General features: G+C 72.5%; 15 protein-coding genes. 13 read left to right on the top strand and 2 right to left on the bottom strand.

Annotated features, from left to right (window positions below):
* Positions 1-19: 19 nt before the first annotated feature.
* The 3 genes from ACFFRH_RS10710 to ACFFRH_RS10700 all read left to right on the top strand — a co-directional run bounded on the left by ACFFRH_RS10710 (position 20) and on the right by ACFFRH_RS10700 (position 2,921).
* A complete protein-coding gene (locus ACFFRH_RS10710) occupies positions 20-1,015 on the top strand; it encodes a zinc-binding dehydrogenase (protein WP_386155966.1) in 996 nt (331 codons plus the stop codon).
* 49 nt (positions 1,016-1,064) lie between these two features.
* Entirely contained in the window at positions 1,065-2,120 is a 1,056-nt protein-coding gene (locus tag ACFFRH_RS10705; protein WP_386155964.1) for an NADP-dependent oxidoreductase, read from the top strand.
* Positions 2,121-2,777: 657 nt separating this feature from the next.
* Positions 2,778-2,921: a hypothetical protein gene (locus ACFFRH_RS10700; RefSeq protein WP_386155962.1), complete on the top strand. Its 144-nt coding sequence runs from the start codon at positions 2,778-2,780 to the stop codon at positions 2,919-2,921.
* Between the two features lie 15 nt (positions 2,922-2,936).
* Here ACFFRH_RS10700 and ACFFRH_RS10695 read toward each other — a convergent pair whose 3' ends face one another.
* Complete coding sequence (locus tag ACFFRH_RS10695) at positions 2,937-6,005, bottom strand: AfsR/SARP family transcriptional regulator (protein WP_386155960.1); 3,069 nt, start codon at positions 6,003-6,005, stop codon at positions 2,937-2,939.
* Between the two features lie 325 nt (positions 6,006-6,330).
* On the opposite strand from ACFFRH_RS10695, the gene ACFFRH_RS10690 reads away from it, so the two are divergent.
* The 9 genes from ACFFRH_RS10690 to ACFFRH_RS10650 all read left to right on the top strand — a co-directional run bounded on the left by ACFFRH_RS10690 (position 6,331) and on the right by ACFFRH_RS10650 (position 18,005).
* Positions 6,331-7,374, top strand: coding sequence for a LacI family DNA-binding transcriptional regulator (locus tag ACFFRH_RS10690; protein ID WP_386155958.1), 1,044 nt, complete (start codon positions 6,331-6,333; stop codon positions 7,372-7,374).
* The gene (locus ACFFRH_RS10685; protein ID WP_386155956.1) at positions 7,371-8,621 is read left to right on the top strand and encodes a sugar ABC transporter substrate-binding protein; all 1,251 of its coding nucleotides are present in this window, start codon (positions 7,371-7,373) and stop codon (positions 8,619-8,621) included. The genes ACFFRH_RS10690 and ACFFRH_RS10685 overlap by 4 nt, the downstream gene beginning before the upstream one ends.
* Positions 8,622-8,623: 2 nt before the next feature.
* Complete coding sequence (locus tag ACFFRH_RS10680) at positions 8,624-9,571, top strand: carbohydrate ABC transporter permease (protein WP_386155954.1); 948 nt, start codon at positions 8,624-8,626, stop codon at positions 9,569-9,571.
* Positions 9,568-10,437 carry a carbohydrate ABC transporter permease gene (locus tag ACFFRH_RS10675; protein WP_386155952.1) on the top strand — a complete coding sequence of 290 codons (870 nt, stop codon included), beginning with the start codon at positions 9,568-9,570 and terminating at the stop codon, positions 10,435-10,437. Before ACFFRH_RS10680 ends, ACFFRH_RS10675 begins: the two co-directional genes overlap by 4 nt.
* 164 nt (positions 10,438-10,601) lie before the next feature.
* On the top strand, positions 10,602-12,059 hold the full coding sequence (locus ACFFRH_RS10670; protein ID WP_386155950.1) for a glucoamylase family protein: 1,458 nt from the start codon (positions 10,602-10,604) through the stop codon (positions 12,057-12,059).
* A gap of 45 nt (positions 12,060-12,104) precedes the next feature.
* Complete coding sequence (locus ACFFRH_RS10665) at positions 12,105-13,928, top strand: GH39 family glycosyl hydrolase (RefSeq protein ID WP_386155948.1); 1,824 nt, start codon at positions 12,105-12,107, stop codon at positions 13,926-13,928.
* A gap of 294 nt (positions 13,929-14,222) precedes the next feature.
* Positions 14,223-15,326: a CU044_5270 family protein gene (locus ACFFRH_RS10660; protein WP_386155947.1), complete on the top strand. Its 1,104-nt coding sequence runs from the start codon at positions 14,223-14,225 to the stop codon at positions 15,324-15,326.
* A gap of 104 nt (positions 15,327-15,430) precedes the next feature.
* Positions 15,431-15,973, top strand: a complete 543-nt coding sequence (locus ACFFRH_RS10655; protein WP_386155945.1) for a hypothetical protein — start codon at positions 15,431-15,433, stop codon at positions 15,971-15,973.
* Positions 15,974-16,352: 379 nt separating this feature from the next.
* Positions 16,353-18,005 (top strand): PepSY-associated TM helix domain-containing protein, encoded by a 1,653-nt coding sequence (locus ACFFRH_RS10650; protein ID WP_386155943.1) that lies wholly within the window; start codon positions 16,353-16,355, stop codon positions 18,003-18,005.
* Between the two features lie 157 nt (positions 18,006-18,162).
* Here the strand turns inward: ACFFRH_RS10650 and ACFFRH_RS10645 are convergent, their stop codons facing one another.
* A complete protein-coding gene (locus ACFFRH_RS10645; RefSeq protein ID WP_386155941.1) occupies positions 18,163-18,966 on the bottom strand; it encodes a helix-turn-helix domain-containing protein in 804 nt (267 codons plus the stop codon).
* A 236-nt stretch (positions 18,967-19,202) separates the two neighbouring features.
* On the opposite strand from ACFFRH_RS10645, the gene ACFFRH_RS10640 reads away from it, so the two are divergent.
* Complete coding sequence (locus ACFFRH_RS10640) at positions 19,203-19,436, top strand: hypothetical protein (protein ID WP_386155939.1); 234 nt, start codon at positions 19,203-19,205, stop codon at positions 19,434-19,436.
* Positions 19,437-19,452 lie beyond the last annotated feature (16 nt).

The following is a 19,452-nucleotide window of genomic DNA, read 5'->3' as shown; positions in this document are numbered from 1 at the left end:
TCGAGGGAGAGCGACCGACATGCGCATTGTCCAGGTAATCGCGTTCGGGGGACCAGAGGTACTGGTCGTGGACCGGGTGCCGGAACCGGTCGCCGGGGCCGGGCAGGTCGTGGTCGGGGTGTCCGTCGTGGACGTCCTGTTCCTCGAGACGCAGCTCCGCGCCGGCTGGGGCGTCGAGTTCTTCGGCCAGAGCCCGCCGTACGTGCCCGGGGGAGGGGTGGGCGGGCGGGTGGTCTCGGTGGGGGAGGGGGTCGATCCCGGCTGGATCGGCCGTGACGTCGTCGCCATGACCGGCGACGGAGGTTACGCCGAGCGAGTCGTGGTCCCGGTGGACGCGCTGGTCCCCGTACCGGACGGGCTGGGTGTACGGGAGGCGACGGCGCTGCTCCAGATCGGCCCGGCGGCGCTGGGCCTGGCGGACGCGGCCGAGATCAAGCCGGGGGAGCGGGTGCTGGTCACCGCGGCGGCCGGGGGGCTCGGCAGCCTGCTGGTACAACTCGCCCACGCGGTCGGCGCCCACGTGGTCGCGGCCGCCAGGGGCGAGCGCAAGCTCGGCCTGCTCCGGGAGCTGGGAGCCGACACCGTGGTCGACCACTCCGAGCCCGGCTGGGCCGAGCGGGTGCGAGAGGCGGCCGGTGACGGGGGACCGCTCAGGACGGCCGACGACGCCGGGGTGGACGTGGTCTTCGACGGTGCCGGTGGGCGGATCGGCGAGGACGCGTTCGGGATCACGGCGCGCGGGGGCAGGTTCTTCACCTACGGCGTGCCCGGCGGGAGCTTCGCGCGGATCGACCCTGAGGAGGCCGAACGGGGTGGGGTGAGCGTGCGCGGGATCGAACAGGTGCAGTTCGCCCCGGAGGAGGGCAGGCGGCTGGCCGGGCTGGCGCTGTCCGAGGCGGCGGCGGGCCGGATCAGGCCGGTCGTCGGGCAGACCTTCCCGCTTGAGCGGGCCGCCGACGCGCACGCCGCGATCGAGGCGCGCGACACCGTGGGCAAGACCCTGCTGCTCGTCTGAGCACCCCGTGCCGTCAACCAGGCGCGCACGCGCTCGAAGGGAGAAGGCCATGTCGCAGGCCATCCGCTATGACCGCTATGGCGGCCCCGAGGTGCTCACCCTCGACGAGGTTCCCATTCCCGAACCCGGTCCCGGGCAGGTGCGGGTCGCGGTACGGGCGGCCGGGGTCAACGGCATCGACTGGAAACTTCGCTACGGGTTCATGGACCGTGGCGGGCTGTCGGCCGGGCCCGCGGGCGTCGGTGTCGAGTTCGCCGGAACGATCGACGCCATCGGCGCCGGCGCGGGGGGCGGGGTTGGGACGGGTGCTGATGTCGGTCTGGGTCCTGGTCCGGACCCGAGTCCGGAGCCGAGCCCGAGTCCGAGTCCGGGTGCGGGGTCAGGCGCTGGGGTGGATGCCTTCGCGGGGGCCGGTGCCGGGGGCTGGAGCCTGGGGCAGGCCGTCTTCGGCAAGGTTCTCCCCGGTGCCGCGGCCACCCATGTCGCGGTCGGCACGGACAACCTGCTGGCCATGCCCGCCTGGCTGTCCTTCGAGCAGGCCGCCGCGCTGCCGGTGGCCGTCGAAACCGCCTGGCGTACCCTGCGGCAGCTCGACGTGAAGGAGGGGCACACGCTGCTGATCCACGCGGTCGCCGGTGGCGTCGGGCTGGTCGCCGCGCAGCTCGCCCGGGCCAGGGGCGTACGGGTGGTCGGCACGGCGAGCCCGGCCCGTCACGACTTCCTGCGCGAGCTCGGCGTGCGGCCGGTCGAGTACGGCGACGGCTGGGCCGGGCGGGTGCGCGCCGCGGCCCCGGAGGGCGTCGACGCGGTCCTGGACGCCTCCGGCCGTGACGTGCTCGCCGGCTCGGTCGACCTGGCCGGTGGGCCGGACAGGGTGGTCACCATCGCCGACGGGCGGGCCGCCGAGTACGGTGTGCGCTTCTCCACCGGTGGTGCCGGCGGGGTCCCGTTGGCGGAGGTGTTCGCCGAGGTGCTTCCCCTGCTGGAGCGCGGCGCGCTGCGCGTGCCGATCGAGAGGACCTTCCCGCTGGAGGAGACCGCCGACGCCCACCGGCTGAGCGAGGAGGGGCACCTGCTCGGCAAGATAGTGATCACCGTTCCGTGACGCCGGGGCCGAGGTGACCGAGAGCTTCTGGCTCCCGGGCCCCGGACGTACGGAGCCGTGATGTGAGGGCCCGTGGCGCGCGCGGAAGGTGCGGGACGCGGAGCCTTGATGTGCGGGGCTTCGGCAGTGGGAACCCGAGGCGTGTGGAGCCGTGGTGTGCGGAGCCGAGGTAGGAGGGGGCGCGGTTGTGCGAATCCGCGGTGCGAGGGCCTGCGGAGCGCGGGGAAGCGGAGGAGCGGGGAAGCGAGGGAGCAGGAAGCGGAGAAGCAGGGAAGCAGGGGAGCAGGGGAGCAGGAGGCGGGGGAAGCGGCGCGCGGGTCCGGACGGGGAACGAACGGGGAACGAGGTGAAACCCTCGTGAAACCGGCTTCGTCTATTTTGGCCTTGACCAGCACAGATACCGTCCGCAGACGGCATCCGAGCTGGGTGTGAGGTGAAGGGGTCGTCCGTACAGGGGCTTAACGACACGACACCGGGGCGGTATGGGTACGGCCGACGGCGGCCGTACCCATACCTGGAACCTCGCTTCTCAGTGGGCTGGGCGGAGAGGAAGTTCAACAGCGAGATCCCATACGCGGCACCCGGCGATCGTGGTATTGCTATCGATCACCAAGCCCGCGGGGGTGTGGACCGATCCGTTGACGAACGAGGAGAAAGATGAAGAAGATCAAGGCGGGGTTGCTGGCGCTGATGGTGGCCGGGCTGCTGGGCGCGAGCGCCGCGCCGGCCTCGGCGATCGAGCTGCCGTGTCAGAGCCTCGGCTTCAACTGCGACAGCCACTGGATGGACCCGGGCGAGTAGCCCGCCGACGAGAGGTCAGCACGGGGTGGGCGGTGTGGAGAGCGTGCCGTCGAGAGCGCGCCGGGCGTCGAGTGCCCGCTCGTGCCAGACGGGCAGGCCGATGTCGGCGAACTCCCGCACCGCCCGGTCCAGCATGGCCACGGCCAGCTCGCGCTCACCGCGCTCACCGGCGAGCCGCCCGCAGGCCAGGCGGGCGCGGGCCGCGACGAAGGGCTCCCCGAGCCCCTCGGCCAGCAGCAGCGTCGCGTCGAGCAGGTTGGCCGCGTGGTCGAGTTCGCCCGCCAGCAGCTCGGCCTCGCCCATCCCGAGCATGCCGTACGCCTCGCCGATGCGGTCTCCGGCCGCCCTGGCGGCCACCAGCACCTGCTCGAACGCGTCCTTCGCCCGAGCGGGGTCGTTCTGGCGAAGGTGAAGCAGCCCCAGCCTGTTGAGGATCTGCGCGACCCCGCGCGTGTTGCCCAGCTCGCGGTAGACGGCCAGCGCCGTCTCCAGGAGCGGGGCCGCCGCGTGGGGGCGGTCGTGCTCGATGTGGATCTGGGCCATGCTGCCGAGCACGTGGGCCTCGGCGTGCCGGTCGCCGACCTCGCGGAGCATCCGCAGCGCCCGCCGGTAGCTGTCGAGCGCGGTCTCGGCCCGTCCCTCCACCCTCTCGATCAGCGCCGCGTTGCGCAGGGTGAGAGCCTGGCCGTGCCGGTCGTCCACCGCCTCGAAGAGCGGCAGCGCGGCCTCCAGGTAGGGCCGCGCGTCGGTGTAGCGCTGCCGGAACAGGGCGAGCGTGCCCAGCGAGTAGCGCATCGCGGCCTCGCCGCGCCGGTCGCCCGCGCGCAGGGCGGCGGCCAGCGCGGTCTCCGAGGTGTGCCGCCAGTCGTCGAAGTGGCCCTGCGCCTCGAACAGGGTGACCGCCGTCATCGCCAGGTCCCAGCACATCTCGCTCAGGTCGAGCCGGGCGGCCTGCTCCACCGCCGCCACCAAGCCGAGCCGCTCGCCGCGCAGCCAGCCGGACGGGTCGGCGAGCAGGCGGTCGGAGGTGGCCTCACCGCAGTCCCAGCGTGGCCCGTCGCCGTGCAGCACGGTGTAGTCGCCGCCGTACTGCCGCCGGTGCGCCCGTTCGGCGAGCGCGAGGTACCCGCCCGCGAGCCGGGTCAGCGCGGCGGCGGTGGCGCCGGGAGGGTCGTCGGTCTCGGCGCGTTCCCTGGCGTGCAGCCGCACCAGGTCGTGGACGCGGTAGCGGGGCTCGCCGGTGCCGTCCTGGCCCGCGTAGTCGACGAGCCGCGCCTCCACGAGCCCTTCGAGGATCTCCTCGGCGTCGCGCGGCCCGGTGTCACGCGGCCTCACCTCCTGGGGCCCGGTGTCACGACGGCCGACGTCACCACGGCCGACGTCACGATGGTCGGTGTCGCGCGGGTCGGTGTCGTGGGGGCCCATGTCGAGCAGGGCCGCGGCGACCCATCCGGCGAAGTCGGGCGTGTCGACCAGGCCGAGCCGGCGGAACAGGGTACGGCCGGGCTCGTCGAGGCCGGAGTAACCGAGCGCGAGGCTGGCCCGTACCGACAGGGTGCCGTGGGTGAGCTCGTCGAGCCGGTCGTGCTCGGCGGCGAGCCGGGAGAGCAGCCGGTCGACGCTCCAGTGCGGCCGGGCGGCGAGGCGTGCCCCGGCGATCCTGAGCGCCAGCGGGAGGTGCCCGCACAGCTCGGCGAGCCGCCTGGCGGCGGCGGTGTCGGAGGTGAGCTCGACCCGGCCGGTGATCGTACCCAGCAGCCGGACGGCGGCGGCGTTCCCGAGCACCCCCAGGGCGAGCCGCTGCGCGCCGGGCAGGGCGGTCAGCGCGCCGCGGCTCGTGACCACCACCGCGCAGCCGTTCCCCGCGGGGATGAGCGGCTCGACCTGCGCCTCGTTCGCGGCGTCGTCCAGCAGCACCAGCACGCGCCGGTCGGACAGGTGGGCGCGGAACACCTCGGCGCGCTCGTCCAGGCCGTCGGGAATGGCCGTCCCCGCCACGCCGAGGGCGCGCAGGAACCGGCTGAGCGCGTGCGACGGCTCGACCGGTTCGGCTCCGGCGCCCCGCAGGTTCACGTACAGCCGCCCGTCGGGGAAGGCGTCCCGCAGGTCGTGGGCGGCCCGCAGGGCCAGCGCGCTCTTGCCCACCCCCGGCATGCCGGAGACGGCGCAGATCACCGGCGCCGCGGCGGGGCGGTCGCGCAAGGTGGAGACGAGCCAGCGCAGCTCGGCGTCGCGCCCGGTGAGGTCGCCCACCCCGGCGGGGAGCAGGGACGGGGCCACCGGGGCCGCAGCGGGGGCGGGGGCCGGGTCCTTCGCGGGTGCCGCCTCGGGCCGGGGGCCCAGGTCGACCCGGGTGTCCCCGCGCAGGATGGCCCGCTCCAGCGCGCGCAGCTGCGGTCCCGGTTCCAGGCCCAGCTCCTCGGCGAGGACGGCACGGGTGCGCCGGTAGGTCTCCAGCGCCTCCGTACGCAGCCCGGCCCGGTGCATCGCCACCATCAGCCGCGCGGCGGTGGACTCCACCAGCGGATCCTCCGCGAGCATCGAGAGCAGCTCCGGGATGACCTCCGCGTGCCTGCCCAGCGCCAGGTCGGTGTCGATGCGCTCGGTCAGCAGCCGCCTGCGGTCCTGCTCCAGGCGTTCGGCCGCCTCCGCGAGCTGGGCCACGTCGTCCAGTCCCGAGAAGGCCCGGCCGTTCCACAGCGCGAGCGCCTCGCGCTGCAGGACGGACGCCGCCTCCGGCTCCCCCCGGTTCAGCGTCCGCCTGGCGCGCTCGGCCAGGTCGGCGAAGTGCCAGGCGTCGACCTCCTCCGGCCGCGCGGACAGGGTGTAGCCCGAGCGGTCGTGCCGGATCCGCTCGGGGGCGTCGAGCGTCCTGCGCAGCCGGTGCACGAGCACCCGCAGATTCTTGCCGGCGCGCGGCCCGAGCCGCTCGCCCCACAGCGCGTCGATCAGGGTCTCGGCCGCCACGATGCGTCCTCGCGCGCAGACGAGGAGCGCGAGCAGCTGCTCCTGCCTGCGTGAGGACAGGGGAACGGGATGGTCGTCGGCGACGATCGCCACATCGCCCAGCACCTGGAATCTCATCAAGCTCCCCGAACGGCTCACGGATCCCAGGAGGCGAGGTGAACGGCGCCACGCCCTGGAGGATATGGACTGCCCGATTCCGGCGAGGATAGCTCGGATGATCTTTTAACGGTAGTCGGCGTGTTCGTCCGCGCCGGGGCTTTTTCCTCCCTCGACACGTCTCACGAACGCCGGGGCGGTACCGTGCCCGTTTGGTAACGGTGATGTAACAAGCCTTTACTGATGATTCCGTCCGGTGGTTGACTCCGACCATTCACTGTAAGCGCTTCCACTTTTCGTCGCCGTCGAGTGTAAGCGCTTCCACTCCTGGGAGATCGGACGACGGGTGCCAAACAGTGACGAGGGTCAGGGCGCGACCATCTACGAGGTCGCGCAGCGGGCAGGCGTCTCCATCGCCACCGTCTCCCGGGCGCTGCGCAACACCGGCCCCGTCGCGGCCGGAACGCGCGAGAAGGTGCTCAGGGCGGTCGAGGAGCTGAGCTTCACCCCGAGCCGCCTCGGCGTCTCCCTCGCCCAGGGCCGTCACGCGGCCAACGGGATCGTCTTCCCCGACCTGTCGGGCCCCTACTTCGCCGAGGTCCTCCTCGGGTACGAGGAGGTGGCCGCCGAGCTCGGCCGCTCCGTGCTCATCCTGTCCACGCGCGGGCGAGCGGCCGTGCAGGACCTGGTGAGGGACCTCGTCGGCCGGGTGGACGGCATGGTGATCTTCGGCAGGACCGTCGAGGACGCCGTGGTGGACGAGATCGTCAAAAGCAGGACGCCGCTGGTCCTGCTCGCCCGCGACCCCGTCGAGCGGGCGGACGCGGTCTGCAGCGAGAACACCGCGTCGGCCGAGGCGCTCGCCACCCACCTGCTCGGTCACGGCTACTCCACCTTCGCCCTCGCCGGGGGCGACGACCTGGGTGACATCACCCAGCGCTGGACGGGTGTCAGACGGGTCCTGTCCGGCCACGGGATCCGGCCCCCCGAGCCACTGCCCTGCGAACTCACCGTGGAGGGCGGGTACGCGGCCGGGCGGACGCTGCTCGGGGGAAAAACGAGCGGGAAGGCGCGTGGAGCGCGACGTCCCCAGGCGGTGATCTGCGCCGACGACCAGGTGGCCCTCGGCGTCATCCTGGCGGCCGAGGAGCTCGGCCTCGACGTGCCGGGCGACGTGGCGATCACCGGCTGGGACGACATCATGGCCGCCCGCCACGCCAGGCCCGCCCTCACCACGGTGCGCCAGCCCATGCGCCTGCTCGGCGCCCGCGCCGCCCGCGCGCTCGACGAGCTCATCAAGGGCACTCGTACCGTCCCGAACTCCGAGATTCTCCCCACCCAGCTGATCGTCCGATCCAGCTGCGGGTCTCACCCCCTGGAGGAAAAGTGAAGAAGTACGCCGTAGGGATCCTCGCGCTGGGGCTGGTGCTCACCGGGTGCGGCCGGAGCACCGGAGGGGCCGCGGAGCAGGCGAGGGACGTCGACACCGGCAAGGCCACCGGCGAGGTCACGGTCTGGGCGATCGGGGCCGAGGGGGAGGCGCTGGGCGCCTTCGCCAAGGACTTCGAGACGGCCAACCCCGGCATCACGGTCAAGGTGACCGCGCTCGGCTGGGACTCGGCCCACGACAAGATCACCGCGGCCATCGCCGGGAACGCCACCCCCGACGTCACCATGCTGGGCAGCACCTGGATGGGCGAGATGGCCAAGACCGGCGCCCTCGACCCCACCCCGGCCAACCTGATCGACAAGTCGGCGTTCTTCCCCGGAGCGTGGGGCACGGTCGAGGTGGAGGGGACCGCGTACGGCGTGCCCTGGTACGTCGAGACCCGCGCCCTGTACTACCGCAAGGACCTCGCCGGGAAGGCGTCGGTGAAGCCGCCCGCCACCTGGGAGGAGACCACCGCCTTCGTGAAGGCGCTCAAGGAGAGGGGCGGCGCCTCGCTCGGCGTCGAGCAGAACTTCCGGCAGGGCTCCTGGCAGGAGGTGCTGCCGCTGGTGTGGCAGGCGGGCGGTGAGATCGTCTCGGGTGACAAGTGGACGCTGGACACGCCCCAGATGGTCCAGGCGCTCAAGCACTACGGCTCGTTCTTCGAGAGCGGCCTCGCCAGCACCGACCAGCCGACCGGCGCCTTCCCGCAGACGTTCGTCAAGGGGAAGGTCGGCGCCTTCTACTCGGGGCCGTGGATGATCGCGGGCCTGGAGAAGGACGGCGGCGAGGGCTTCGGCGACAAGTTCGCCGTCGCGCCCTACCCGAAGGGGAGCGCCGGAGGCCCCAGCCTGGTCGGCGGCAGCGACATGGTGGTCTTCAAGGACGCGAAGAACCGCGAGGCCGCCTGGAAGTTCCTGCGCTGGCTCGTCGACCCCAAGGTCCAGGCCACCTGGTACACCAAGGTGAACGCGCTGCCCAGCGTCGAGGCCGCCTGGCAGGACCCGGCGCTCACCGCCGACGAGCGCGTCACCGTCTTCGGCGAGCAGCTCAAGGACGCCAAGGCCGTCCCCGCCGTCCCGACCTGGGAGCAGGTGGCCAAGGTGATGGAGACCGAGGTCGAGAAGATGGCCCTGGGCAAGCAGACGGCCGAGGAGACGGCCAGGCGGATCCAGGAACAGGCCGAGACCATCGGGACCGGGGTCTGACCATGGTGGTCAGCGAGCGGGTGGGCTCGCGCGAGTCCACCGAACCCGCGCCCGCGAGGGAGCGGCGATCCGGGGGAGGATTCCGCCGCACCGGCCTGGCCTGGGTCTTCGTCACGCCCTTCGTGGTGATGTTCGCGGTCTTCTGGGCGGGGCCGCTCCTCGTCGAACTCGGCATGAGCTTCACCGACATGCGCAGCACCGACGTGCGCGACCCCCTCGGGGTGAACCTCGTCGGGCTCGACAACTACCTGCGGCTGTTCGACGACGAGCTCATGCGCAAGGCGGCGGTCAACACGCTGATCTTCGTGGTGACCGCGCTCCCGCTCACCATCGCGCTCGGCCTGGGCGCGGCCGTGGCGCTCAACTCGGGGATCGCCCGGCTGCCCGCCGCGTTCTTCCGGCTCGGCTACTACCTGCCGTACGTCACCAGCATCATCGGCGTCGCGGTGGCCTGGAGGTTCCTGCTCGAACCCGACGCGGGGCTGGTCAACCAGGTGCTCGGAGCGGTGGGCGTGGACGGTCCCCGCTGGCTCGCCGACGAGGACCTGGCGCTCCCGGTGATCATCGTCATGACCGCGTGGCGGAGCTTCGGCTTCGACATGGTCGTCCTGCTCGCCGCCCTGCAGGGCATCCCCAGGGAGCTGTACGAGGCGGCGGAGGTCGACGGCGCCGGACGCTGGGAGCGTTTCCGCTCCGTCACGCTGCCGATGCTCCGCCCGGCGCTGCTGTTCTGCACCGTCTACAGCTCCATCGGGTTCGCCCAGTTCATGGAGGAACCGCTGGTGATGACCCAGGGCGGCCCGGCGGGAGCGACCACCTCGGCGTCGCTCGCCATCTACGGCCAGTTCGGCTCCGGCAACTACGGCTACGCCGCCGCCGCGGCGAGCGTCCTGTTCACCGTGATCGTGGCCCTCGCGGTCCTGCAGTTCCGGGTCGGGAGGTCCAGATGAGATCGGTCCAGGGCCGTCACGTCCCCGCGAAGCCGGCTCCCGGGCGCAAGCCCCTGGTCAAACGCCGTTTCTCCACGTACGCGCTGCTCAGCGCCGGGCTCGTGGTCGTCGTGCTGCCGTTCGTCTGGACGCTGCTCACCTCGTTCAAGCCGGAGACCGAGATCAGGCGGACCCCGCCCGACCTCCTGCCGGTGCAGTGGACGCTCGCCAACTACGGCGAGCTGCTGGAGAAGATGAACATCACGCAGGTGTTCGTCAACAGCGCGGTGGTGGCCCTCGCCACCGTCGCGGGCAACCTGCTGTTCTGCTCGATGGTCGGGTACGCCTTCGCCAAGCTCTCCTTCCGCGGCAAGAACGTGCTCTTCGCGCTGGTCCTCACGCAGATGGCGCTCCCCGCCATCGTGGTGATGATCCCGCAGTTCGTGCTCATCGCGAAGCTCGGCCTGGTCAACACCTTCCTCGGGATCATCCTGCCCGGCCTGGTCACCCCGCTCGGCATCTTCCTGATGCGCCAGTTCATCGCGGACATCCCCGACGAGCTGATCCACGCCGCGCGGGTGGACGGCGCCAGGGAGTTCCGGATCTTCTTCAGGATCGTGATGCCGCTCTGCAGGCCCGCGCTCGCCACGCTCGGCCTGATCACGTTCCTCGGCTCGTGGAACAACTTCCTGTGGCCCGCGGTGGTCGCCCAGAGCGAGGACAAGTACACGCTGCCCGTCGCGCTCGCGATCTTCAACGGCTACCAGGGAACCCAGTACGGCCTGCTCATCGCCGGGGCGGTGGTCGTCGTGCTGCCGGTCCTCGTCCTCTTCGTCTTCCTGCAGCGCTTCTTCATCCAGGGAATCGCCTCCACCGGACTCAAGTAACCCCCCACGTGTAAGGAGCCCCCGTGCGTCGTCGTCACGCGGCCGCCCTCCTGGCGGCCGGCCTCGCCCTGATCACGGCAGCCCCCTCTCCCGCCTCGGCCGCCCCTTCCCCCGCCCCCTCCGCTTCCCCTTCCGCGTCTCCCCCGGTATCCCCTGATGCCCCCTTGACAGCGGGGCGGCAGCGGGAAACGCTGCGCCGCTACGCCGCCGACACCTGGAAGTCCATGGCCGCGATGGCCGACCCGGCGACCGGGCTGCCCTCCGACAAGATCGACGGCTCGCTCGACCCCGCCACCCGCGCCAAGGTGACCTCGCCGACCAACATCGCCACCTACCTGTGGAGCACGGTGGCCGCCCGCGACACCCACCTCATCTCCAGAAGCGAGGCCCTGCGCCGCGTGACCAGGACGCTCGCCTCGACCGCGAAGCTGGAGCGGCACGCCCCGACCGGCCAGTTCTACAACTGGTACGACCCGCGCACGCTCCAGATCGTCCGCACCTGGCCGGAGAACGGCTCCGCCGTCCAGCCGTTCCTGTCCAGCGTCGACAACGGCTGGCTCGCCGCCGCCCTCATGATGCTCCGAAGCGCCGTGCCCGAGGTCTCCAAGCAGGCCGGGGCGCTGGCGAGGAGCATGGACTTCGAGTCCTACTACGACCCGCAGGCGCGGCCCGACGCGGGCACCGGCCTGCTGCGCGGCGGGTTCTGGCCGGACAAGCCCACCGGCTGCTCGGTCGAGAGCGACTACAACGGCTCGGGGACCACGGTCCACTCCACCTGCCACCACTACGGCGCGCTCACCGAGGCCAGGATCGCCAGCTACGTCGGCATCGTCCTCGGCCAGCTCCCGCCCGAGCACTACTACGGCATGTGGCGCACCTTCCCCGACACCTGCGACTGGTCGTGGGCCGAGCAGAAGCCGGTCGGCGCCTGGCGCACGTACATGGGCGTCAACGTCTTCGAGGGCACCTACGGCTACCGCGGCATGCGCCTGGTGCCCACCTGGGGCGGCAGCATGTTCGAGGAGCTGATGGTGACCCAGCTCGTGCCGGAGGACGTCTGGGGCGCCAGGAGCTGGGGCCGCAACCAGCCGGTCTACATCGCCGCCCAGATCGAGCACGGCATGAACGAGGCGAAGTACGGCTACTGGGGCTTCTCCCCGTCCAACGACCCCGCGGGCGGCTACCGCGAGTACGGCGTGGACGCGATCGGCATGGACACCCCCGGCTACACCTCCGACCAGGAGCGCACCTCCGTCGACTACGGCTTCGAGGGATGCCGCGAGGGAGCGCCCGAACCGGCGTCGTACGGGGACGGCGTGGTCACCCCGCACGCGTCGTTCCTCGCGCTGCGCCACGCGCCGGACGCGGCCCTCGCCAACCTCGCGAGGCTCAGGGCGAACTTCGACGCCTACGGGCCCGGCGGTTTCTACGACGCGGTCGCCGTGCGCAGCGGCAAGGTCGCCAAGCAGTATCTCGCCCTCGACCAGGGAATGATCATGATCGCGCTCGGCAACGCGCTCGCGGACGACAGCCTGCGCCGCCACTTCGCCACCCGCGACGTCACGGCCAAGCTCGCCCCCGTGCTGCGCCAGGAGGAATGGGCCGTCGTGCCTCCCAAGTGAGCCGCACTCCAGCAACCACCCATCGACCATCGGGGAGACGTATTCATGAGCACGGCCGACGCCGCACGCCGGGACTGGCAGGCACGCATCTACCGGGCGTCGGGGGAGGTGACCGCGGCCGGACGGGTCGAGGTCACCGCCCCCCGCGACCTGCGCGCCGACAGCGGAGGCGGGCACGTCACGCTGACCTGGGAACCGGTGGCCGGGGCCATCGGCTACCTCGTCCACCGCGCGCCCGCCGAGGCGGGGCCGTACACGCCGACCGAGCAGCGCGACGTCGACGTGCCGGCCGTGCCGGATCCGCGCTACGTCGACACGCGCGGGGAACCCGCCTGGTACCGGGTCGCCGCCGTCACCAGCATGGAGCGGACCGGGCCCTTCGGCGAGGCGGTGTTCGCCGCGCCGCTCGCCGAGCCGGGCGCCGCGGCCCTGCGGGTCGACGCCTCAGTGACCACGCGGCCGCTGCCCAGGCCGTGGAAGTACATGATCGGTTCCGAGCACCTGTCGTACATGCTGTCCGCCGACAGCGTGGGCGGGCGCCCGATCGGTCCCGAGCTGACCGAGGCGCTGCGGACGATGCGCGACGAGCTCGGCGTCGAGACCGTGCGCGCCCACGCGATCCTCTGCGACGACCTCGGCGTCTACCGGGAGGAGGACGGCAAGCCCGTGCACGACTTCAGCCGGGTGGACGAGGTCTACGACACGATCACCGCGTTCGGCATGCGGCCGATCGTGGAGCTGTCGTTCATGCCGCGCGACCTCGCCTCCGACCCGTCGAAGACGGTCTTCGGCTACGAGGCGATCATCTCGCCGCCCAGGGACTACGACCGCTGGGGCGACCTGGTCCGCGACCTCACCCGGCACCTCGTCGACCGGTACGGCCTGCGCGAGGTGGTCGACAACTGGGCCTTCGAGGTGTGGAACGAGGCCAACCTGGAGGTCTTCTGGAGCGGCACCCCGCAGGAGTTCTTCCGCCTCTACGACGTGTCGGCGGCGGCGGTCAAGGACGTCCACCCGGACATCCGCGTCGGCGGCCCGTCGTCGGCGGCCAACGGCTGGGTCCAGGAGCTGATCGACCACGTGGACGCCTCGGGCGCGGCGCTCGACTTCGTCTCCACCCACACCTACGGCAACGCCCCGCTCGACTGGCGGCCCACCCTGGAACGGCACGGCCGCGCGGGCACGCCGATCTGGTGGACGGAGTGGGGGCCGACCCCCACCCACTTCCACGGCATCGGCGACGGGCCGTTCGGGGCGGCGTTCCTGCTGCACGGGATGAGGTCGGCGGCCGGGCGGGTGGACGCCCTCGCCCACTGGGTGGCCTCGGACCACTTCGAGGAGCTGGGCCGCCCACCGGCGCTCTTCCACGGCGGGTTCGGCCTGCTCACGGTCGGCAACCTGCGCAAGCCCCGCTACCTCGCGCTCACCCTGGCCGACCGGCTGGGCGAGGACGAGCTCGCCTGCTCGGCCACCGGCGACGTCGCGGGGGTCGAGGCGTGGGCGGCGCGCTCGGCCACCGGCGCCGTCGGGGTGCTGGTGTGGAACGGCACCCTCGACCAGGACCGGGCCGACGGCGCGGAGCTCCTGTCGCGAGAGGTCACCCTCACCGTCGAGGGCCTGGCCGAGGGGGAGTACGCGGTCGGCCACCACCGGATCGACGAGCGGCACTCCAACATCCGGGCGGTCTGGGCGGAGATCGGCGGGGACGCCGACTGGCCCGAGGGCGAGCAGTGGGAACGGCTCCGCGCCGCGAACACCCTGGACGAGCTGGAACCCGCCCGTACCCTCCGCGCGGAGGACGGGACCCTGCGGCTGGAGTTCACCCTGCCCATGCCCGCCGTCTCCTACCTGGAGTTCGTCCCGGTGTGAGGGGTACGTCCGCCCACGTCCGCCCGTCCGCCCACGAGCGGCCGGAGGGACCGGAGGGGCCGTCGGCGCGGGGTACCCGTGAGGGAGGTGGGTGAGAGGCGCCGGGGCGCGTACGAAGGGCCGGGTGAGGGGCGCGGGGGCCGGTGAGTCTCGCGCCCGGCGGAAGCGCCCGGCCGCTTTCGGGAACCGCGGGCACGCGGGAGGGCAACAACGGTTGTCCTGACCGAGAGCCGAGAGGCCGGATATGAGTGAGACGAGCCGGGACCGGCGGAGCTGCGCGCGGAGGAGCGGCGGTTGCTGTCGGCGATCGCCGCATCCGGCGCGGCACCGGCCGGCCGCGAGCGCCGCCCGGCGAGCCGCCGGATCCCGGGGATCGCCGCCCTCGGCGGCCACGGGGCCCGCCGCCCGGCGAGCCTTCGCGGGAACCTCCGGCTGAGCCTGGGGACGAGCCTGGCGGTGGGAGCCGGGGCCGCGCTGGTCGTGGGACTCGGGTTCGTCGACACCGGCTCGACCCCCCGGCCGGAGACGGTCGTCCGGGTGACGCCCGTGGCGATGTCGGCGGTCCTCCAGCGGGCCGCCGAGACCGCGGGCGAGCGGGACGAGCTGGACCCGAAGCCCGGACAGTTCCTCGCCTACGAGATACAGAGCATGTTCCCGGTCAAGCTGAAGGAGGGCGGCAAGGAGGTCCGCTACCTCGACCGCAGCCTGTTCAAGGTGTGGCTGCCGGTCGAGGGCTCCCCACTGGACGGGGGGGTCATGTCGAGCGAGCATCTGGAGCCGAGGCCGTTCCCCGGGGAGCCGCTGCCCGCCGAGGCCGAACGGCGGGCGGGAAGCGTCGGGGCGCCGTCGAAACTCACCGGCTACGACATCAGCGCCGAGCACCAGCGCACCGACTACGCCTACCTGAGCCGGTTGCCCGCCGATCCCGCGAAGATGCGCGAGCACCTCTACCGGGGCCTGGCCCGGGACCCGCTGGCCGACTACAAGGCGTGGGGGAAGGTCGGCTCGATGATCACGCAGGCGTACCTGCCGTCCGCCCAGCGGGCCGCGCTGTTCCGGGCGGCCGGTACGATCCCCGGCGTCGAGACCGTCGGCAGGGCCGAGGACGCCGCCGGGCGCGAGGGGGTCGCGGTGGCGATGGCCAACGCGCTCGGCGGGGTGCGGCACGAGTACATCTTCGACTCCGCCACCCACCTGTACCTGGGCGAGCGCGTCGTCGTGACGGACGCGGCCAGGGCGGGAGCGCCCGAGGGTACCCTGCTGACCTCGACGGCGCAGCTGAAGGTCGAGGTGGCCGACAGCGCGCCCGAGGTGACCGGCCCCGCGCCCGGCGGCGCCGGCCCCGCTTCCGAAGCGCGGCACGGGTGGACCGGCAGCGCACGGGAAGCACACGGCTAACACAGACCGTGTAATCGTGACGCACAGGTCGAGTGGTATTAATCCACACTCTTTTCCACAGTTCAAGGGCTGGCGGATTCACCATTCTCTGTCACCATTGCCCCATGCATGCCTTCCGTTTTGTTCGCGCCGCGGTGTTCGCGGTCGTGTGCGTGACGGCGTCGCTGGCCATGCATGTGCTGGCCGGAGGCAGCCCGGTGGGACCGGGTGTGCTGGCCTGGGCGATACTGCCGACCGCGGCGGGCGCGTTCGCGCTCGCCCGGCGGCAGCGCGGTTTCGGCATGCTGCTGGGGGCGAGTTTCGCCGCCCAGTACGGCATGCACCTGTGGTTCACCTCCGGCGCGGTGCCGCCGTCGACCGGACACGAGCACGGCGCCGGTGATCTGTCCACCGGCCTGTTCATGGTGCTGGTGCACGTCGTGACGGCGTTGCTGTCGGCCCACTGGCTGGAGCGGGGGGAGTGCGGCCTGGCCGCGCTCCTGTTCCTGCTCTTCGCCTCGGTCCTCACCCTGCTGCGCTGGCGCGCGCCCGTCGTCCAGCGCGCCGCACTCCCCGCCGCGCCCGGCGACCGGGTGCCACCGGTCGTCCGGTTGCTCGCCGCCGCCGTCTCGCGCCGCGGGCCGCCCGCGCCCTCGTACGCCGTCTGACATCGGGCCGTCGCGCCCGGACACCGTCGCACCCCTCGCGGGCCCGCGTCTCCGAGCGCCGTACCCTTCCCGGTCGCGGGTCGTCGCGCCGTCGCGCCCTCCCCGGCCGGTGGACCCGAGTGTCGACGCTCGACGGCTCCCGGTAGTACCGGCACCGCCCGCGTAGTGCGGGCGGCATCCGCCGACCGGTGGTACCGGCAGCACCCGCAAGCACCTGCCGACAACAACGCCAACGGGCCGCGCGCCCGGCTCCCACCATGCCTCCGGCGGGTGAGGGCCGGAATCCCGCCCGCCCTTTCGCGACGCCGAACCGAACCTCACACCGCGGTGGCGCGTACCTGACGGTGCGCGCGTTCCCTGTGAACGGAGAACTCTCCCCATGACGTCTGACGTCGAGATCCAGCCCGAGACCGGGCCCTCCGGGTCCTCCCCGGCCCCCGCGTCGGTGACCCCTGTCTCCTCAGTGTCCCCGGCGCCCTCCACCTGGGCGACGCTGCGCTCGCTCCTGCTCCGCCTGCACTTCTACGCCGGCATCCTCGTCGCGCCCTTCCTGCTGGTGGCCGCGACGACCGGCCTGCTGTACGCCGCCTCCTTCCAGCTGGAGAAGGTGGTCCACTCCCACGAGCTGACGGTCCCCGTACCGGCCGGGCAGCAGAAGCTCCCCCTGGCGCGGCAGGTCGCCGCCGCCACCGCCGCGCATCCCGGGGGAACGATCGGAGCCGTATGGACCTACGACGAGCCTGACGCGACGACCCGGGTGCTGTTCAACGACCCCGGCCTCCCGGAGAGCGTCCGCACGGCGGTCTTCGTCGACCCGTACACCGCCCAGGTCCGCGGGACGCTGGAGAGCTACGGCAGCTCGGGCGCCCTGCCCGTGCGGACCTGGATCTCCCAGCTCCACCGACACCTGCACCTGGGAGAACCGGGACGCGTCTACAGCGAGATGGCCGCCAGCTGGCTGTGGCTGGTCGCGCTCGGCGGCCTGGTGCTGTGGCTGACCCGCCGCCGTCGTGCCGGTCGGCGGCTGCGCCGCGTCGTCGCCCCCGAGCGCGGCGCCCGCGGCCTGCGCAAGACCCTCTCCTGGCACGGCTCGGTCGGCCTGTGGGCGCTGGTCGGCCTGCTCGCCCTGTCGGCCACCGGCCTGACCTGGTCGAAGTACGCGGGAGTCAACGTCGACGTGATCCAGAGGGCGATCGGCTGGGGCACCCCGTCGATGCCCGTCTCCGGCGGTCACGGTGACCACGGTGGCCACGCCGGAGGGGACGCGGGCGCCACCACGGCCGCCGACCCCGACCAGGTCGTCCGGGCGGCGACGGGCAAGGGCCTGTCCGGGCCCCTGGAGATCGTCTGGCCGGCCGAGTCCGGCGACCCGTACGTCGTCAAGGAGACGGACCGCCTCTGGCCGCAGCGCAACGACCAGGTGGCGGTCGACGCCGGCGGCCAGGCGGTCGCCGAGCTGCGCTTCGACGACTTCCCCATCGGCGCCAAGCTGACCCGGTGGGGCATCGACGGGCACATGGGAGTGCTGTTCGGCCTGGTCAACCAGATCCTGCTCGCCGCGCTGGCCGTGGCGCTGATCTCGGTCATCGTGTGGGGCTACCGGATGTGGTGGCTGCGCCGCCCGACCCGCGGGTTCGGCGTCCCCTACGAGCGCGGCGGCCTGCGGCGGCTGCCCCTCGCCGTGGTCCTGCCCCTGGCGGCCGTGGCGATCGCGGTGGGCGTGTTCCTCCCGCTGCTGGGCATCTCGCTGCTCGCCTTCCTCGTGGTCGACGTCGTCCTCGCCCGGGTCGCGGCGTCACGCGCGGGCAGGCCGGAAACCGGCGGGCCCGGTGAGCACGGTGAGCACGGTGAGCTCGGCGGACACGGCGGACACGGCGGACACGGCGAGCCCGGCGAGTCCGGTGCGTCGGGCGAGCAGCCCGGCGAGGTCGGCGAGGTCGGCGAGCCGGGCGAGCCCGGTGGGCTCGAAAAGGCCGGCGGGCCGGACGGGCCCGGCGAGCTCGGCAGGTCCGGGGCGGGGGTCCCCGGCTGAGACCCGCCGGCGGCGACCGAAGACCTTCCAGGACCCGGTCCGGCCGGTGACGAGTGACACCGGCCGGACCGGCCGAGACGGCGGGGGTGCGGTGTGGGGCGCACGCCACGTCCCCGCCTGTCCCCGCCTGCCCCCGCCCGTCCCCGGCCCCTCGGGCTCAGTCGGGGTGGTGCTGGTGCTGCAGGTAGGCGGCGGTCTCGGGGTTCGCCGGGAAGTACGCCTCGATGGCGAGCTCGGCGACGGTGATGTCCAGCGGGGTGCCGAAGGTGGCCATGGTGCTGAAGAAGGCCAGCTCCCGGTAGCCGCGGCGGAGCCGGAGGGGTATCACGATGTCGCCGGGCCCCGGCCGGTCTATCTCCGGCTCGGGCTGGTCGCAGGGGTAGTCGTCGAGCTCCTGCCAGAGCGCCGCCAGGTCGGGGTCGGCGGTGAGGCTCATCTGGCGGCGGAGCCGGTGCAGCAGGTGGGCCCGCCACTCGCCCAGGTTGATGATCCGCTGCGCCATGCCCTTGGGGTGCAGGCTCAGCCGCAGCACGTTCACCGGGGGGACGAGCAGCTCCGGCGCGACCCCGCGCAGCAGCAACCCGGTCGCGGCGTTGCGGTCGATGAGGTTCCAGCGCTGGTCGACGACGACCGCCGGGTACGGTTCGTGCCCGCTCAGCACCTGCCCCAGCGCCTCGCGCACCGACGCCATGTGCGGTGAGTTGAGCGGTGTCTCCGCGTAGAGCGGCGCGAACCCGCCGGACAGCAGCAGGTGGTTGCGCTCGCGCAGCGGGAGCTCCAGCTCCTCCGCGAGGTGCAGGATCATGTCCCTGCTCGGTTTGGACCGGCCCGTCTCCACGAAGCTCAGGTGCCGGGTGGAGATGTCGGCCTGGATCGCGAGGTCCATCTGGCTCATCCGCCGTCGTTCCCGCCACTGGCGCAGAAGCTCGCCTACCGGCCGGGACGCGCTGGTGGTGGTCATGAAGGTCACGATAACCGGGAGAGCGCGGTGAAACCATTACCGCGCGCGTAACGCACATCATGATGTCAGCCCCGTGTCTCGCACGCCGCACCACTGTCATGAATTCGATGACGCGCCGCGTTGCGTTCGAGTCGTGTGAACGAGGCGCTGGAATTTATCGCCATGTATCACGGCAAACCGCTGCCCTGTTGTCCAGTTCGCTGGACGCCCTTCGTCCAGTACGCTAACTTCCGTGCGTGCTTCAGACATACCCCGAAATCCGCGATCGGATCTACGAGCTCGCGCGTTGGCACGCCTTGCGTCCCGACTGGGTCGACGCGGGCAGGACCACCCGGTCCCTGTTGCTCTACAACTCCGAGCAGGTGGTGGTCGCCCGGTCCCGGGTTCCCCTGCGGCATATGGATCCCGACCTGCTCGCGGCTCTTGTACATGACTTGGAAAACGTGTTCGGAAAGGGATGGTTGGAGTGACCGGTGCACCCCTGCA

The organism is Streptosporangium vulgare, assembly GCF_042428775.1.
Classification (GTDB): Bacteria; Actinomycetota; Actinomycetes; order Streptosporangiales; family Streptosporangiaceae; genus Streptosporangium; species Streptosporangium vulgare.
The sequence above is the reverse complement of the archived record's forward strand: the minus strand, read 5'-3'. Positions and strand labels throughout refer to the sequence as shown.